The 15,031-nt window shown below is 51.8% G+C and carries 12 protein-coding genes and 1 pseudogene; 5 read left to right on the top strand and 8 right to left on the bottom strand.

All coding sequences use genetic code 11. The features are described from left to right. Positions 1-61: 61 nt before the first annotated feature. Positions 62-511, bottom strand: a pseudogene (locus M504_RS22470) (DNA polymerase Y family protein); the annotation flags it as partial. A 2-nt stretch (positions 512-513) separates the two neighbouring features. After that, positions 514-1,545: an ATPase domain-containing protein gene (locus tag M504_RS06110; protein ID WP_047489098.1), complete on the bottom strand. Its 1,032-nt coding sequence runs from the start codon at positions 1,543-1,545 to the stop codon at positions 514-516. A 425-nt stretch (positions 1,546-1,970) separates the two neighbouring features. Here M504_RS06110 and M504_RS06105 point away from each other — a divergent pair, with 425 nt between their 5' ends. Beyond that, complete coding sequence (locus M504_RS06105) at positions 1,971-2,357, top strand: hypothetical protein (protein ID WP_047489095.1); 387 nt, start codon at positions 1,971-1,973, stop codon at positions 2,355-2,357. A 39-nt stretch (positions 2,358-2,396) separates the two neighbouring features. Here the strand turns inward: M504_RS06105 and M504_RS06100 are convergent, their stop codons facing one another. The 3 genes from M504_RS06100 to M504_RS06090 form a co-directional block, all read right to left on the bottom strand. Continuing rightward, positions 2,397-2,768: a YidH family protein gene (locus tag M504_RS06100; protein ID WP_052200465.1), complete on the bottom strand. Its 372-nt coding sequence runs from the start codon at positions 2,766-2,768 to the stop codon at positions 2,397-2,399. Positions 2,769-2,841: 73 nt separating this feature from the next. Then, complete coding sequence (locus M504_RS06095) at positions 2,842-3,219, bottom strand: DUF1622 domain-containing protein (RefSeq protein WP_052200464.1); 378 nt, start codon at positions 3,217-3,219, stop codon at positions 2,842-2,844. Positions 3,220-3,343: 124 nt separating this feature from the next. After that, positions 3,344-4,630, bottom strand: a complete 1,287-nt coding sequence (locus M504_RS06090; RefSeq protein WP_198137540.1) for an ATP-binding protein — start codon at positions 4,628-4,630, stop codon at positions 3,344-3,346. 483 nt (positions 4,631-5,113) lie between these two features. Here M504_RS06090 and M504_RS06080 point away from each other — a divergent pair, with 483 nt between their 5' ends. Then, the gene (locus tag M504_RS06080) at positions 5,114-5,761 is read left to right on the top strand and encodes a response regulator transcription factor (RefSeq protein ID WP_052200463.1); all 648 of its coding nucleotides are present in this window, start codon (positions 5,114-5,116) and stop codon (positions 5,759-5,761) included. A 3-nt stretch (positions 5,762-5,764) separates the two neighbouring features. On the opposite strand, the gene M504_RS06075 is transcribed toward M504_RS06080, so the two are convergent. Continuing rightward, positions 5,765-6,640, bottom strand: a complete 876-nt coding sequence (locus M504_RS06075; RefSeq protein ID WP_047489086.1) for a bile acid:sodium symporter family protein — start codon at positions 6,638-6,640, stop codon at positions 5,765-5,767. Between the two features lie 115 nt (positions 6,641-6,755). On the opposite strand from M504_RS06075, the gene M504_RS06070 reads away from it, so the two are divergent. Both M504_RS06070 and M504_RS06065 read left to right on the top strand, forming a co-directional pair. After that, positions 6,756-7,961, top strand: coding sequence for a hypothetical protein (locus M504_RS06070; protein ID WP_047489083.1), 1,206 nt, complete (start codon positions 6,756-6,758; stop codon positions 7,959-7,961). Between the two features lie 72 nt (positions 7,962-8,033). Next, on the top strand, positions 8,034-8,798 hold the full coding sequence (locus M504_RS06065; RefSeq protein ID WP_198137539.1) for a hypothetical protein: 765 nt from the start codon (positions 8,034-8,036) through the stop codon (positions 8,796-8,798). Positions 8,799-8,968: 170 nt separating this feature from the next. Here the strand turns inward: M504_RS06065 and M504_RS06060 are convergent, their stop codons facing one another. Continuing rightward, the gene (locus M504_RS06060; protein WP_198137538.1) at positions 8,969-10,540 is read right to left on the bottom strand and encodes an arylsulfatase; all 1,572 of its coding nucleotides are present in this window, start codon (positions 10,538-10,540) and stop codon (positions 8,969-8,971) included. A gap of 443 nt (positions 10,541-10,983) precedes the next feature. Between M504_RS06060 and M504_RS21735 the strand changes: the two genes are divergently transcribed. Continuing rightward, complete coding sequence (locus M504_RS21735) at positions 10,984-11,490, top strand: YkvA family protein (protein ID WP_198137537.1); 507 nt, start codon at positions 10,984-10,986, stop codon at positions 11,488-11,490. A gap of 170 nt (positions 11,491-11,660) precedes the next feature. Here the strand turns inward: M504_RS21735 and M504_RS06050 are convergent, their stop codons facing one another. Continuing rightward, the gene (locus M504_RS06050; RefSeq protein WP_232296175.1) at positions 11,661-14,354 is read right to left on the bottom strand and encodes a glucosidase; all 2,694 of its coding nucleotides are present in this window, start codon (positions 14,352-14,354) and stop codon (positions 11,661-11,663) included. Positions 14,355-15,031 lie beyond the last annotated feature (677 nt).

Below are 15,031 nucleotides of genomic sequence, written 5' to 3'. Positions count from 1 at the left end.
CTCGATGTACTACCTGAATCGGAATTCCGCCACTCAAACTCCTAGCGAGACAGATCGCAGTATGGAAGTTCGAACTGACTGTGATTGATGCTGAGATACCGATTGCCCGGAGCCGTTGTCGACGCTGCTTGCCAAGCATGAGTGGTGGCCCGAAGAGACTTTCCGTTCCCGATGCATCCAGAACACAGATGAAAATGCCGTCGACACTGCGGTCTTCCATACGCGGCGAGAAACTTCCTGCACACTCTAGGAGAATCGTTCGCACAGCATCTTCAGTGCGTAGGGACCGATCCAGGACTGTGACGCCTTCGAAAGTGTCTATCTCAACTCTTGTCATCCCACATTGAAGACCTAGAAGTCTGGCGCGCGTATTGAATCCGCATATGGCTTGTTGCGGTGCTTCTCCTTCGACGATCACACACGGTCTCTCATGCAATTCCGGTCGAAGGCGAAGCAACGCTTGCGCAGGAAACTCCCGCGCGTAGACGCACACATAGAGTTCAGGAGGCATCTTCATTTCTTCCCCACCCAACTCGTGCGTTGTTGCCAGCCAGCTTCTGTCGCTCGTTGCGGAGGTTTACGCATGGGAATGACATTCGAAGGGGTCTGCGCGAATCGCTGACGCAATACCTCCACACGCGTATTGAGTCCTGTGAATACCGTTCCCTCTTCACGGAGGTCATCCATCGGATGCAAACGCAACTGCAACTCAGAACTGCTTTTCGCACAGGGATATTGCGAGAGGAGAAGAATGCTGGACTGCGTTTGTTCCGCTGCCAGGCGGTAGCGATGCCACGTCGATAGTTCGATCTTTACGGCGTACTCCGGTGCAACGCCACCAAGGTCCAGCACAATCGCACTAAAACCTCCCGTCTGAATCAGGAGATCAGTCGCTCGCATTGCCTGTTCGATCGCATCGTAGGTACGGGCACGGCGGCGTATTGGCTTTGTGGTTGTTGCGGGTGTCAGGCTTGATTCGAATGTCCGCGGAATAGGCCGAGGCTTCGCGATCGGCTCAGCACATCGGGCAGCTACGACTTCGTCACTCAGGAATCGATCCACAGCAGCAGAAAGTCTCTTCGCTTCAGAGCGTGGATGCGTTCCATGCCCACCGCCATGCAATCCCTTTGTCACAACCTTCGGAGCAAAGCAGGCCGCAGTCAAGGAGAATTGTTTCGTCTCCTTAACAGCTATGCGTTCCCGTGCACCACACCGCACCCAGAGCAGGCGCTTGAGATCGACACCTACCGAAGCTGCAGAAGCGGGATGGAGAGTGTCAGATACATCGATCCATGCGCAAACCTTTCCAGTAGCCGTGATTGATGCGAGGAACGAAAGAGCGACCGATGTCCTCCCCGTGCATTCTTCGCCCACGAGTTCCGTCACGGCGCCAACTGGGAAACCTCCACCAATAAGATCATCCAGCGCAGCAATTCCGACGGGGCTGGTTGGCCGGATGATCTTCGGCGGAGGTGTCAGTGCAGAGGGGATTCTGGAAGCTAAAGCGGCTTCGATTTGCACCCGGATTGTGTTGGGGGAGGGCATGGCGTCTTCGCCATATATTCGCCTATCGATGCCGGTCGCCGTCAAGTCACAGATGCACCCACAAATGTGCAAAGAGAGCCTAACTCTTTAAAAGAGAAGGCCTAAAATTTTCGGTGATGTGGAGATCTCCACCGCGATACTTTCAGCTCGCCCTGGGTTCAGCTGAAGGTGATACATGGGGTATCAGGGAGACGGAGAGCGTTTGATCGCAAAGTGTTTGGCTACACGGGACGGCCTCCTTCTCACTCTTCGACATGAGTACGGACCATGTCGTTACTCTCAAATATCACTGTCGGCCTATTATGCTCATGCTTATGGGAAGACAGTGATTGCTGCGATCTATCGCTGTAATCGCGATTCGAACTACGGCTACTTCGAGCTGAACTACAAGTTCCAAAAGCATCTTTAGGAGAGTGTTGCATCGTATGAAATTGAGAATCAAAGATAATTCCATACGTTTCCGCCTGCTAAGGAGCGAAGTCCAAGCGTTGGCGGAGGAGGGAAGAATCGAATCGCACACGCTATTAAGTATCAGTAATCCTGCTGGTCGATTGTCCTACTCGATAGAACACGGCTCTCATTACAGAGTGATCATGGCGGAACAAGATGGCCTTTCTATTCGTGTCACTGCGCCCACAGAGGATATTGTTGGGTGGGCAAAGGACAATAGCGCCGTCGGCTTGTATGCCGAACAAGTCGTTTACGGGGGCGAGATGTTGCAGATCACAATTGAAAAGGATTTCGCCTGCATCGATCGTAGTGATGCGGATAATGTCGATACATTTGACAATCCGAACGCCAAGCACTGTTAAATGTGTGGAATTTCTAAGTTGGCATCTTGATAGGCAGTATCATTCGCGGTGCAAAATCGATATCAGTGCGATTGCCCCCAGCAATGCGATCAAGATAGAAAGTACCAAAGCAATCGAAAAATGTGTTCTGCTTTCCTGACCCTTGAGAGACGTGATTTCACGTACGTGCTGAATTGTTGCAAGAGTCAGGGCGATAAGGCCAAAACTAATCATCAGTATGGCGAAATCTCTTGAGCTCAAGAGAGCGTGAGGATTTGGCGGACGTTCTTCAAAAAACTTGTAGATTGTAAATCCGAAGCTGATCATTGACGTCGCGGTCCTTATCCACGCCATCAGTGTTCGTTCATATGCTAGCCATGTGCGGTCTGAAGCCAACTGATTGCTGTTGAGCATTGGCACCGAACTATCCATTACGTCCTCCTGCTTTCTAAGAAACACGTATCTCGGTTCGTGGCACATATAGAGAAAATGATGGTGCCAAAAATTAGATAGAGGAGGTTTTGTCCAGCGTGCCTTCCTGTGGGCGAAAGTCTTCTCTGGAAGTATTAACCTTTTCGATATCTTCATCGAGAAAATAGCTGAGGAACGTTCGAATAGCGGCGATTGCGGCCAGCTGACCAATGTCGGACCATGTCGGGGCAATTGCGGTGCGGATTACATCGGCTGCAAGTTCGAATTCCAGTCCCAACAATAGCCACGTCGCGAAGTGCATCCATATTTGCATCTTTTCGCGTGTCGCCGCGCGAAAGCGCCATATGGACATCACGAATGCTTGAGCCGCTCCGAGGGTAATCAAAAACGCTGCTGCACCCTCCACGATTGTCGCCGCGATACCCCAGAAGCTTTTGAGAATTTCTTCCATTGCTTTGATCCCTGGATGTTCACCACTCTGTTGGCAGGATTCTCAGGTACTCGCCATTCGGAATCAATTGGACCTTGGTCGTAGAACGGGTCTAAACCGTTTGAGTTATGCCAGATCGATAACTCTATGGAGCCAACGGTAAATCAACCTGGAATGTTGCGCCGCCCGCCGCACTGTCTTGCAATTCAATCGAGCCGCCGAGGGTATCGAGAATACGCCGACAAATTGCCAAACCCATGCCAAGTCCATCCTTCTTCGTTGTAACAAAGGGTTGAAAAAGACTTTCCCGAATCGCTGTTCGAACTCCTGGCCCTTGATCCTCCACCATAATCGAGGCATTGTTGACTGCGGCATGCACTGCAAGCCTAAGGGTAAGAATCCTTCGTTCTATCGGTGCTTCACTCATTGCGTCTATTGCGTTGGTAGCCAAGTTGAGGAGCACCTGCTGTAGAGGAATCTCATCTCCAAACGCATAGACGTCTTCTGTCGGCAATGCTGTTTCGATTTGGATGCTGTGCGCCTGTGCCAAACTTCTGATCATGAGAGTCACGTCTGTGACAACCTTATTCAGACTTATCTTGTGCAGTGTTACAGGTTGTTTCTTAAGCAGGGCTCGAACATTGTTGAGTACGGTACGCGCTCTCTGATCGTCCTCAACTACATCGTGCAGCGCTGCGCAGATCTCGGCCAGATCCGGTTCAGCTTTCGACGCAATCCGTAACGCAGCCTGCGCGTTTGTCAGGATCGCGGCCATCGGTTGTGCCAGTTCATGCGCGAGTGTAGCCGCCAATTGCCCCATCTCGGTGGCGCGATTTAGAAAAGCGGCCTCCTCCTGTAATTGTTTTCTCTCCAACTCTGCCCGCTTACATTCCGTGATATCGAAATGAATGACGAGTGCGCCACCACTAGGTCGGGATAGTTGCACCGCGGTAATGCGAAACCATCGCGTTTCGACAGGTGATGAGCAAGAGCATTCACTTTCGAATGTATTTCGCGAGCCATCCAGTACGTCCTGGACCCCCGCTAACACGGTCGATGCCTCCTCTCTGCCAACATCCTTTCGGGGCGCGCGCAGATAATTCGTCCCGACTTTAACGTCGGTGGGCGATGGGATGTCAGTTCTCTCGGAAAATTCGGTCCAACGTCGGTTTACTTCGAGAATCACGCCGTAACGGTCTAGCACAGCCACATCGCCTTGTATCAAGTTCAGGACGGCTTCTTTGAGCACTTCGCTGTCATGCAAGGCCTCGGAGGCGTGCCGCCTTCTCCATTTGAACAATCGATACAGAAGGAAGCATCCCGCCACCATCACTAGGAGCAATAGACTAACAAGATAATTTTGATGGGCCTGCTGAGAGTTTAGAGCTGTGGCTATAAATGTTCCTGGTGTCACAGCGGCAACGATGGACATGCACTGCGAAACGAACCTTGGCATGGCCATGAGTATAGTTCTGCAGTCTTTCCTCTTCTATAGGTTGTAGAGGTTCAGCTTAGCTCCCTGAGTCTAAGGTCCAACTCAAGCAAACGCTGCATTCCTTAAGTGTTGCGTCACTTGTGGCACCCTGAAGCTGCCCTGAGTGATCCCGTTTTCTCAGATGGACTGTCAAATAGTACAGGTCGAGATGGAAGAGATGAGTGGGTTTTCGCTCAGCGACCGGCCTCGATGTGCTCAGTCCAGGTGTCTCAGGATTTTAATAACTGCTCATATAGAATCCGATTTTCCCGAACATCATAACGGTATCTTGCTGTTAACCAAGCCCTTTGAAGAAAATCAGCTTATCGTTTTCATTCAGCCCTACTGTTGATTCTGCCAGCTAAGCGACAGACGATTTCGTCTTATAGTCCTGCTCAGGAATGGCGATTGCCACTCCGAAACAAACGAGGGTAGGGAACGATGACGGATTGCACTGTCCATATCGTCGATGATGACTCGAGTCTTTGCCGTGCCATGTCGCGGTTGTTGAGGGCGTACGAATATGGTGTTGAAACCTACGCCCACCCAGCTCAATTTATTAATCGAGTGTTGCCGCCCGTACCAGCATGCGTCCTGCTCGATCTTAGGCTCTCTAAGGTCGATGGGTTGGATGTGCAGGAGATCATCTCTCGTAACGCCGATGGTCCTCCCATTGTTTTCATGAGCGGTCACGCGGATGTCGAAAGTTCACTGCGGGCACTCAAGGGCGGTGCGGTGGATTTTCTGCTGAAGCCATTTGACGACCATCAGTTGCTCGCATCCGTGCAAACGGCACTGTCTCTTTCGGAACAAGCAAAGCGCAAACGCGACAGTATCCGCAGAGATCATATGGCGTTCGCCAGCCTCACATTAAGAGAGCGCCAAGTCTGTCTTCGTATCGTCCAGGGTCTTCTAAACAAGCAGGTGGGATACGAACTGGGAACTACAGAGAAAACGGTGAAGGCTCAGCGCGCCCATGTGATGCAGAAACTGGGCGCGGATTCTCTGCCGGATGTGGTCAGGCTGGTGGATCGATTGCGGTCTGCGGGCTTTCTTCAGTCAGAACTCCTGGCCGTCCCAAGATCTTGATCGTTACGCCACGCTGGCGTCCTGTGGAGCCCCAATCCGCTTTTTACGCTGCCATGCGACATAAGGGATCGTAAACACGATGTTAAGTAGTAAGTAGAGAACGATTGCGGCCAGAACAAGGTGCTCTTTAGGAATATTGGTCATAGCGATCGCGAGCGCAAGCGCGGGATGTCTACAAGCGGTGCAGAGCGCGAGCGATACACGCTGTTCAGGATCCGGGCCACCAAGAATATGGCCAGCGGCCAGACCTACGGCTACAAAACAGAGGAAAGCCAAAATTGTCCCATTGCCAATCAGCGACCAGACGGCGGGGAGAGCGACCGTTAGGAGACAAAGCGCACCGAGAATCAATATGATTCCGCCGATACGAATAGCCGGCCTTGTGAGGCGGCCCGCGAGATTTGGCGCCCACACACGAACGAGCATGCCTAGGGCCAGCGGCAGCAAAATGGAAATACCCACCAGTTTGGCCACAGGGATGAGTCCCATGGCAAAGGGACGCCCGAAGTACTTTCCAAGCAGATACACCGCCGCCGGAATATAAACGATGGACAACGACGCGGCTGTAACCATCAGTCCCAATCCAAAAGGCGTCAGGCCGCCAGCTTTCTTTACTCTCTTGGGAAGAATTGGCGGTACTGGGGATATGGAAAGAGTAATGAGAGCAATAACGACGGGCGGGTTGAGTGAGACGAAGTGAGTAAACAGAAGGGCAAATATCGGCATGACCAGGAACATTGACGTCAACGACCGTGCCAGCAGCCCGGGCCTTCGAAATACATAGAGGATATCTTTATGGTCTGCTTCTAACCCAAAGCCGAATACGGTGAGCATGATGCTCACTTTGAGGGCCAAAACGATAATTGTTTGCGTTGTCATTCGGCGACTGCTTTCTTCTGATCACTATCGACTCGTGGTTTGGCTGAAACAATAGGACCTTGGTCCAATTGCCTGCTCACCTCGTACAAAATATCGTCCGTAGTCTAGGAGCGATATGGATCAGTGGGATACAGCGACTTGGCAATCAGAGGAATCATGGGCTGCGATCTGGGCTCGTGAAGTCTCCTTGATACGCGGCGGTCCCTTCTATCGCGGACAGGAATCCTTCAATCTTCTCAGTTCGCAGCGCTGGAACCTTGGACGTCGAGTAGCAATCGTGATCGGTGTAGCCTGGATTCCGCTGGTTATTATTACCCTTGTTTTTCAACCATCCGCCATCGGCAGTCTTCTAAGCGACTACACCGTCAACACACGCATGTTGATCGCTCTGCCTGTGCTGTTGGCAGGGCAAGTCATTATGGAAAATGCGTTCCGGCTGATCATTTATCAAATTCGTGACGCTGCCCTCCTGGCTCCTTCAGAAGAGGCCAAGATGGACATCACATTATCCTGGCTCGTTCGTCTGCGAAACTCTGCCTTTGCGGAGATCGTGATTGCTGCCGGCGCCTATGTCCACGTCGTCAATATACTTGTAACCCGAATAAACATTGCACAGCCTTGGGTGCTTGCAGCCCCGGGGTCTGGATCTGTTCTTTCGGTAGCGGGCTACTATTATGCCCTGGTAGGTCACCCGCTGTACCAATTCCTTTGGGGAGTTAGTTTATGGAAGTGGTGCATCTGGATTTGCTTTCTCTTTCGTCTTGCACGTTTGAAGCTACAACTTGTTCCAACCCATCCTGATCAACATGGTGGAATAGGTTTCCTGGGAATGACACCGCTGGCACTCTCCCCGACAATCTTCGTCACCACAGCCGCAATCGGCGCTACATGGCGGAGCGAGATCCTGCACCATAATGCGCACCTTATGGATTTTAAGGTCCAAGCGATTGTCCTGGTCCTGATTAGCATTTTCGTTGCTGCAGCTCCGTTGGTGTTTTTTGTTCCGCGGTTAATACGTCTTCGCCGGCAAGGAATCCTCCAATATGGGACTCTGGGCCAGATTCACAGCGTTGATTTTCATAAGAAGTGGATACTCCGTCGGGCCGGTCATGAGGGCGAATTCCTCGATTCAGCGGATATTAGTGCGCTTACGGACTATGCAAGCAGCTATGAGAATGTCGAGAAGCTGAAGCCCTTTCCGGTCGACCATATGGCAATCCTTGGCTTGATTCTCACAGTCGGGATACCAATCCTCCCAGTAGTACTCACCGAAATACCGTTCATGACCGTGATCAAAGCATTGATGGATGCGGTGAAGTAGATACGCACGCGGTGATGGAATCCATCTCGACGCATCCCCAGATAGAGAGGAAGCAAGTACATGAGGAATCTTTTGAACTATCCTTTGCTCGTTTTTTTCGGCTCACTTGTCATCCTGTGGCTATCGGCTCGGCTTGGTTTTCTTCTCCACTCGCGTCAGGGAAACGTTGACGACAATGTCCGTCATGACCTCGATTTGATTCGGACTGCCTCATTTACTCTCTTTGGCCTAATTGTCGGATTTACGTTTTCTATGGCAACCGGCCGTTACGATCAGCGCATGAATTATGAAGAAGCTGAGGCAAATGCTATCGGGACCGAATATGTCCGCGCGGATCTTCTTCCTGCCGCAGACGCTGTAAAGGTCAAGCAGTTGCTGACCGATTATGTGAACCAAAGAATCTTGTTTTATGAAGCCCGTAGTGCGAGACAGCTTATACCGATCAATGCACGTACCGTGCAGCTACAGACTGAGCTATGGTCCGCCGTCCAGGCGCCTGTCCAAACACAGCCCACGCCGGTTTCTGCATTAGCCGTCGCCGGCATGAACGACGTACTGAATAGCCAAGGCTATACGCAGGCTGCGTGGTGGGATCGCATTCCTGTTGAGGCATGGGCTCTGATGTTGGCCATTGGTATTGGAAGCAATCTGTTAATGGGTTACGGCCTACGAAGCTCGAATAGACGCACCTTCCTCATACTGGCTCTGCCTTTGATTGCCTCCATTTCATTCTTTCTCATCGCAGATATCGACAGTCCACGTGGAGGCGTCGTTCGCATATCTCCGAAGAATTTAATCAGCTTGTCGCAGTCGTTGCAGCCCGCCGACCACAGATGATTGATAGTGGCATGAGCCACATCGGTTTTCCGATGGGTAGTTCGTAAGCCACGAACGCTTAGTGTGTATTCTCCCTATAAATAACAATCAAGAAATATGGCCACCCTTCGAAGAGTGGCCATACTTCTTGATTGCATTTCCTTGGGTGGGATATACCCAGAGAAATTCGGTTAATTTCCGGTTGGTAGCGGGATAGCGATTCCACTCGTCGCAAGAGATTCCCGAATATGCGCAAACCTCTCGTACTGCTGGATCGTGATTGGGCCCGTGTACGTTTCGCTCTGGATCTTACGGGGCGGAAACTGTATGTACGTCTTCATGAGTTCTGATATTGCCTCATTGATTACGACCAACGTCCAGGTACGTTCAGTGTAACTGTTCATGAAGATGTCGTATCGCTCCTGTGGGTCCTGCCACAGATCAAAAACCTGCGGAACTGTCGCCACGTAACTTTCGGGACCCTTCCAGCCCAGGTTGGAGTCCACGGCCAGGCCTCCAGTGGCCATGCCGTTGTCGCCGCGCAGGTTGAAGACGGCCTTGTAGTTGCCGACTCGCGCTGCGCCGGGACTTAGTTCGCTTTCCGTGAAGTAGAACCAGGAGATGCGCTTCGACTTTCCAGTTCCAAACCAAACAGGCGACATGTCGATACTGTCGAAGATGATCGGCTTGTCTTCACGGTCCTTTGTCGGAAGTTTCACGCCTGCGATTGCAGCAAACGTTGCCATCAAGTCGAGGCTTCCCAGAAGGTCGTGGTTCTTGGTCCCAGGCTTGATCCTGCCCGGCGCCCACACAATGGCAGGGACGCGAGCTCCGCCTTCGCGGACCGTACCTTTCGTGCCGCGGAACGGTGTATATCCCGCGTCTGGATACACATCTTGCCAGGCGCCATTGTCCGTCGTCCAGAAGATGATGGTATTTTCGCTGATCCCCAGTTCACGTACCTTGTCCATGATGCGTCCCACACGCGCATCCATCTCCACCACCGAGTCGGCGAACTTGCTCTTCGACAGCGATTTTCCGATGTAGTCCGGGTGCGGCAGATTCGGCTGATGTACCTTCATGAAATTAATGTTCATGAAGAACGGCTTGTCGGACTTACCTGCCTGGTCGAGATAATCTATCGCAGCCTTCTCCACATACCCATCAAAGAATGGGATTCCTACTACTCCCTTTTCTGGGGTGTCGACATATTGCCCATTAATTTTGAATTCTTCTTTGGGTTTCTCGCCAGCCTTGCCGGACAGCGCGCCCTTTGTGACCTTGGCAAACATGGCCCGCAGCTTGTCTCCCATGTCAGGGAACCAGGTTGGGTCGGCATATGTATATGCGTTCAGATGGTACAGGCCGCAGTACTTCATCTCATCGAACCCATGGGCATTGGGCAGCGCAGAGTCGTCTTCGCCAAGATGCCATTTGCCGGTGAAGAAGGTCTGATAGCCAGCGGTCTTCAACACGGAAGCAATTGTCCATTCTGCCGCCGGCAAGCCTCCTCCCTGTCCCTGGAAGGCTACTGTGGTCATTCCGCTACGATTCGGGATGCGACCGGTGATGATGGCCGCACGTCCGGGGGTACAGCTAGGCTGGCCATAGAAAGAAAAGAATGTCATGCCCTCTTCCGCCAGCCTGTCAAAGTTCGGCGTGGGCATGCCTCGTCCTTCTCCACCTCCGTAGGCACCCAGATCTCCCCATCCTGTGTCATCGGTCACTAACAAGATAATGTTCGGCTTCTTGGCTTCGGGCATGTTAGTTCTCTCCATAAATCTTTGGATTGGCGTAGAAACCCTACTGCATGAGCATGGCTTCGCCTGAAGTGGACTCTAAGTCGCGTGTGGGCAGTAGAGCAATTGGACCTTGGGCCTATATAAAAACTAGCTCGATGGGAAAATCACGCTTCCGCGATAGTTTGCGGGCATTGCAGCTGGCACTTTATGCAAACACTGTTTTGTTTATGTAGCAGTAATGGGCGGCAGCACTACAACGATTGGGACCAAAGTCCAATTGCGGCACCACGGATGAATAGCGAAAACTGTTTGCGGATTGGTCATAGATGCAGGTCATATTCACATATACGAAAGCGTCAGCGTTCTTTGGTTTTCGTAACGTTGAAATGGTTTTCTGCGGATACGTCTACGACTCAACCTCCTGAAACAGCGTTTGCCTGCGAACCAGGCCGGGGAGAATGCCAGTGAGTTTGTTAAGCTCATCGCCTATTGAGACATTGATCCCTGCCCAGTTTTCATACATGCCGGAGATACTTCCCGACGTGACCGCGCAGAAATCAGAACAATCGTTCCATATCGATGTCGCGGCTGCCGACATCGATATGAAAGAGGCAGAACGTGAACAAGGTACAGAAGAAGCGCGCCCCGTTCTAGTGGCAATTACGAGTAAATTAATTTCGCATGCTGGCATCTTAGTTCTGGATGTGATTTTCCTTTATCGCTTGCTGCGTCATCCGGGAACGCCATGGTATGCCAGGGGGGTGCTGTTCCTTCCCGTAATGTATCTCTGTTCCCCTATCCAGTTAATACCAAACTTTATCCCGGTCCTTGGCCAGGTGGATGATGTCTTCATGGTGTGGGTTGGAAAGCGATGCGCTGAGAAGTTAGTTCATGCCGAAACGCGAAGAGAATGTTATGACGCGGCGGCGGCAATCAGAAGATCTCTTTTCAGACGTTTAAATATTTCTTGAAAACAGAGAGCCCGATGCGCCGAGACTTCTACGTCTGGCACGAGACACGACTGCCACGCGACAGTGTATGGCTATCGATCTAATTGGATAACCCGGAATCAATGAAAGACGATTGGAACCGCATTTGCGTGGCAAATAAACGGTTCCACCCGTCGTGAATGTAAGTTCCTTCACTGCTTTGTAAAGATATCGCTTTTGCCTCGTTCTAAGAAGGAAGCTGCAGTCGTTCGTTGGAAGATATCCATAAGCGTGGCAATGATACCGGTCCATCCTGTTTGGTGCGATGCTCCCAGCCCAGCGCCATTGTCTCCATGAAAGTATTCGAAGAAGAGAATGTGGTCTTTCCAGTTCGGATCGCTCTGGAACGTTTCTGTGCCGCCGTACACGGGACGCCGACCGTTCTCATCGCGCAGAAATATTTTCGTGAGCCGGTTCGTAATTTCGTGTGCTACCTCATATAGATTCATCAGCTTTCCCGAGCCGGTTGGGCATTCGATTTTGAAGTCGTCGCCGTGATAGAGGTAGAGAGAAAGGAGAGCGCGAATCAGTAGCCCATTCACTGGCATCCATATCGGACCGCGCCAATTGGAGTTTCCACCAAACATGCCTGTGTCTGATTCTGCCGGAAGATACCATACGCCATACTCGCGTCCGCCAGCGTCGAACAGGTAAGGATGTTCTGCATGGTAACGGGATAGAGATCGAATCCCATATGGGCTTAGAAATTCGTTTTCATCCAGCATGCGCGTTAGAATGCGCCGCAAGCGTTCAGGGGTTACCAGTGCAACTATGCCGCGCTCACCGTAGCCAAGGTGGCCCAGGCCCGTAGGATGAATGTTGTTGAGCAACTCGGGCATACGGCGCAGCCGTTCTCGCAGAGCTTCCACTACTCTCGGAATGCGCTCCCGTTGCCACGGTTCGATGATGGTTACAGCGCACAGCGGCAACAGTCCTACCATTGAGTGGACCTTTAGCCTCTGACAACTGCCGTCTGGAAGACGGAGTATGTCATAGTAAAAGCCGTCCTCTTCATCCCACATTCCCTCTGCCCCTGTCTGATTTAAGGCCTTGGCGATCCAGAGGAAGTGCTCCGCAAACTTCGTCGCCATGTCCTGGAAGAAGCTGTCATGGCTGGCAAGTTCGACACTGATTTCCAACATGTTCTGACAGAAAAGCGAAACCCAGGCGGTGCCGTCCGCCTGCTCAAGGCAACCGCCGGTGGGTAGGGGAGCGCTACGGTCGAAGACACCGATGTTATCCAGACCGAGGAAGCCACCGCCGAAGAGATTATTTCCGAAACGATCTTTCCGGTTTACCCACCAACTGAAGTTGAGGCTGAGCTTGGCAAATGATCGCTTCAGGAATTCAATATCTTCCATCCCTGCGCTTTGTCCCATTCGATAGAGAAAGAGAGTTGCCCAGGCATGTACCGGAGGATTCACATCGCTGAAGTTCCATTCGTATGCGGGTATCTGACCGCTGGGGTGCAGATAATTGTCCTCAAGCATCAGGTCGAGCTGGCTCTTGGCAAAGTCGGGATCCACCAGGGACAACGCGATGGTATGAAATGCCAGGTCCCATGCCGCAAACCAGGGATACTCCCACTTGTCTGGCATGGAGATCACATTCTGGTTCAACATATGGAACCAATCGCTGTTCCGCATTTCGGTGGGAATCCCCGCCATGGGATTGGCTTCGTGTTCGCGTAGCCATTCACTTAGATCGAAATAAAAGAACTGCTTGGACCAGAGCATTCCCGCGAGTGCCTGCCTCATCACTGCAGCCTGACCACTGCTGGCCATTGCAGGGATGACTTTCTTATAGAAGAGGTCGGCTTCCTCGCGACGATTCTGCATCGTGGAATCGAACTTTTCAAAAGGGGAGGGAATAATTCCAGACGCATGTGGAGACAGCCGAAGACGAACTACCGCTGACGTTCCTGCTTCCACATTGAGGTGATAATGAGCCGCAGCCTTGGTGCCGGTCTGTGCCGGCCGCACCGCGTCCTGCTCTCCGTTTACGATAAAGCGGTTGATCCCATCCTTGACGTAGGGATTGAGGTTGGGTTTCCCGAAGATGCGTTCCTCATTGGTTTCATTGTCGGTAAATAGCAGTGGTACATTACCGTCGCAGAATAGATATCCGTTGCCTAACTGCTCATGTGAAATTGTGACGACTTGCACATCGTCGCGCCCCTTCTCCTGCTGCAGGGATGGCTTTGTGGCATCTTTGGACCATGACCAGGTATTCCGGAACCACAGCGTTGGCAGTAAATGGATCGTGGCCGTATCCGGCCCACGATTGGTGGCTGTGATCTGTATCAGGATATCTTCGGGGTCTTGCTTGGCATATTCCACCAGTACATCGAAATAGCGGTTCTCCGCAAAGATACCGGTGTCAAGGAGTTCGAATTCCATATCTCCACGGTTACGGCCCCGATTTACTTCGATCAATTGCTCGTAAGGATACGCCGCCTGCGGATATTTATAGAGATACTTCATGTAGGAATGGCTTGGCGTGTTATCGAGATAGAAGTAATATTCCTTTACATCTTCTCCGTGGTTTGCCTCACTATTCGTTAAGCCAAAAGCACGCTCTTTAAGAATGGGGTCGTTCCCATTCCAGAGAGCAAGGCTGAAACACAGGGTCTGATTGTCATCGCTGATACCGGCCAGTCCATCCTCACCCCAGCGGTAGGCTCTTGATCGGGCCTGGTCATGGCTGAAATAGTCCCAGGCATCTCCATTCTGGCTGTAATCTTCGCGGACCGTTCCCCACTGCCGTTCGCTTAGATAGGGTCCCCACTTGCGCCAGGGAACATTTGCGGTGCGCGCCTCTGATACTCTCGCCGATTCCGGATCCATGGGCATAAGGCCTCTGCTCCTAACTGGTACAAGTTAGTTATTGATAGAAAGTCGGCCACACAGGATGTCGGTCTTCGAGATAGCCGATATGCATCGCGTTCGACATGAAACGTAGCCGGTGACGCGAGCGCTTTCTACTGGTAGAAAGCACAGTTGGCCATGAATGGCCAGTGAATGTTTAAAAGTCCACGCGAGGAACCGGAAGTATTCGTCACATGTCCAGAACGCCGAGTTCCGGGGGAAAGACCGGCGATCTCTTTTCCGTACGCTGCAATTTGTTGGATACGAAAAAATATACGCGCGGGCAATCCGGACTGTAAGTACTGCCAGTTCTCGTCCCCAAATGTGATTCGTACTCAGAACGCGCGTTACCTGATATTGAGTGCGCGGTTGTCCGCACGGTTAAGTCATCGTTGCAGAAATGAACAGCGTTGGTCAGTTTGTGACACATTCTGCTATATACCCGATGTGCTTTGTGTGGACACTCTGGATGATCGGCCTGATTTCGTCCTGAGTGAACGATCGGGTTTGATTGTCGGCCACCGGCTATCCGACAAAGATATCGAGGGCGACGCGGCTTGGAAAACAAAAATGCCAATGCGGTCAAGGGAGGTAGGACGCTGGCGGCGATGGGAACACCGTGAGCATATTTTCAAAATGATGTCGAAACTGAGGAG

The organism is Terriglobus sp. TAA 43 (assembly GCF_000800015.1).
GTDB lineage: Bacteria > Acidobacteriota > Terriglobia > Terriglobales > Acidobacteriaceae > Terriglobus.
Note: the sequence above shows the minus strand (reverse complement) of the source record. Positions and strands in the feature narration are given on the sequence as shown.

Coding starts and splice junctions, on each gene's coding strand:
- M504_RS06110 (WP_047489098.1), bottom strand. CDS start 1,545: ATGCCCTCCCCCAACACAATCCGGGTGCAAATCGAAGCCGCTTTAGCT.
- M504_RS06105 (WP_047489095.1), top strand. CDS start 1,971: ATGAAATTGAGAATCAAAGATAATTCCATACGTTTCCGCCTGCTAAGG.
- M504_RS06100 (WP_052200465.1), bottom strand. CDS start 2,768: ATGGATAGTTCGGTGCCAATGCTCAACAGCAATCAGTTGGCTTCAGAC.
- M504_RS06095 (WP_052200464.1), bottom strand. CDS start 3,219: ATGGAAGAAATTCTCAAAAGCTTCTGGGGTATCGCGGCGACAATCGTG.
- M504_RS06090 (WP_198137540.1), bottom strand. CDS start 4,630: ATGTCCATCGTTGCCGCTGTGACACCAGGAACATTTATAGCCACAGCT.
- M504_RS06080 (WP_052200463.1), top strand. CDS start 5,114: ATGACGGATTGCACTGTCCATATCGTCGATGATGACTCGAGTCTTTGC.
- M504_RS06075 (WP_047489086.1), bottom strand. CDS start 6,640: ATGACAACGCAAACAATTATCGTTTTGGCCCTCAAAGTGAGCATCATG.
- M504_RS06070 (WP_047489083.1), top strand. CDS start 6,756: ATGGATCAGTGGGATACAGCGACTTGGCAATCAGAGGAATCATGGGCT.
- M504_RS06060 (WP_198137538.1), bottom strand. CDS start 10,540: ATGCCCGAAGCCAAGAAGCCGAACATTATCTTGTTAGTGACCGATGAC.
- M504_RS06050 (WP_232296175.1), bottom strand. CDS start 14,354: ATGGATCCGGAATCGGCGAGAGTATCAGAGGCGCGCACCGCAAATGTT.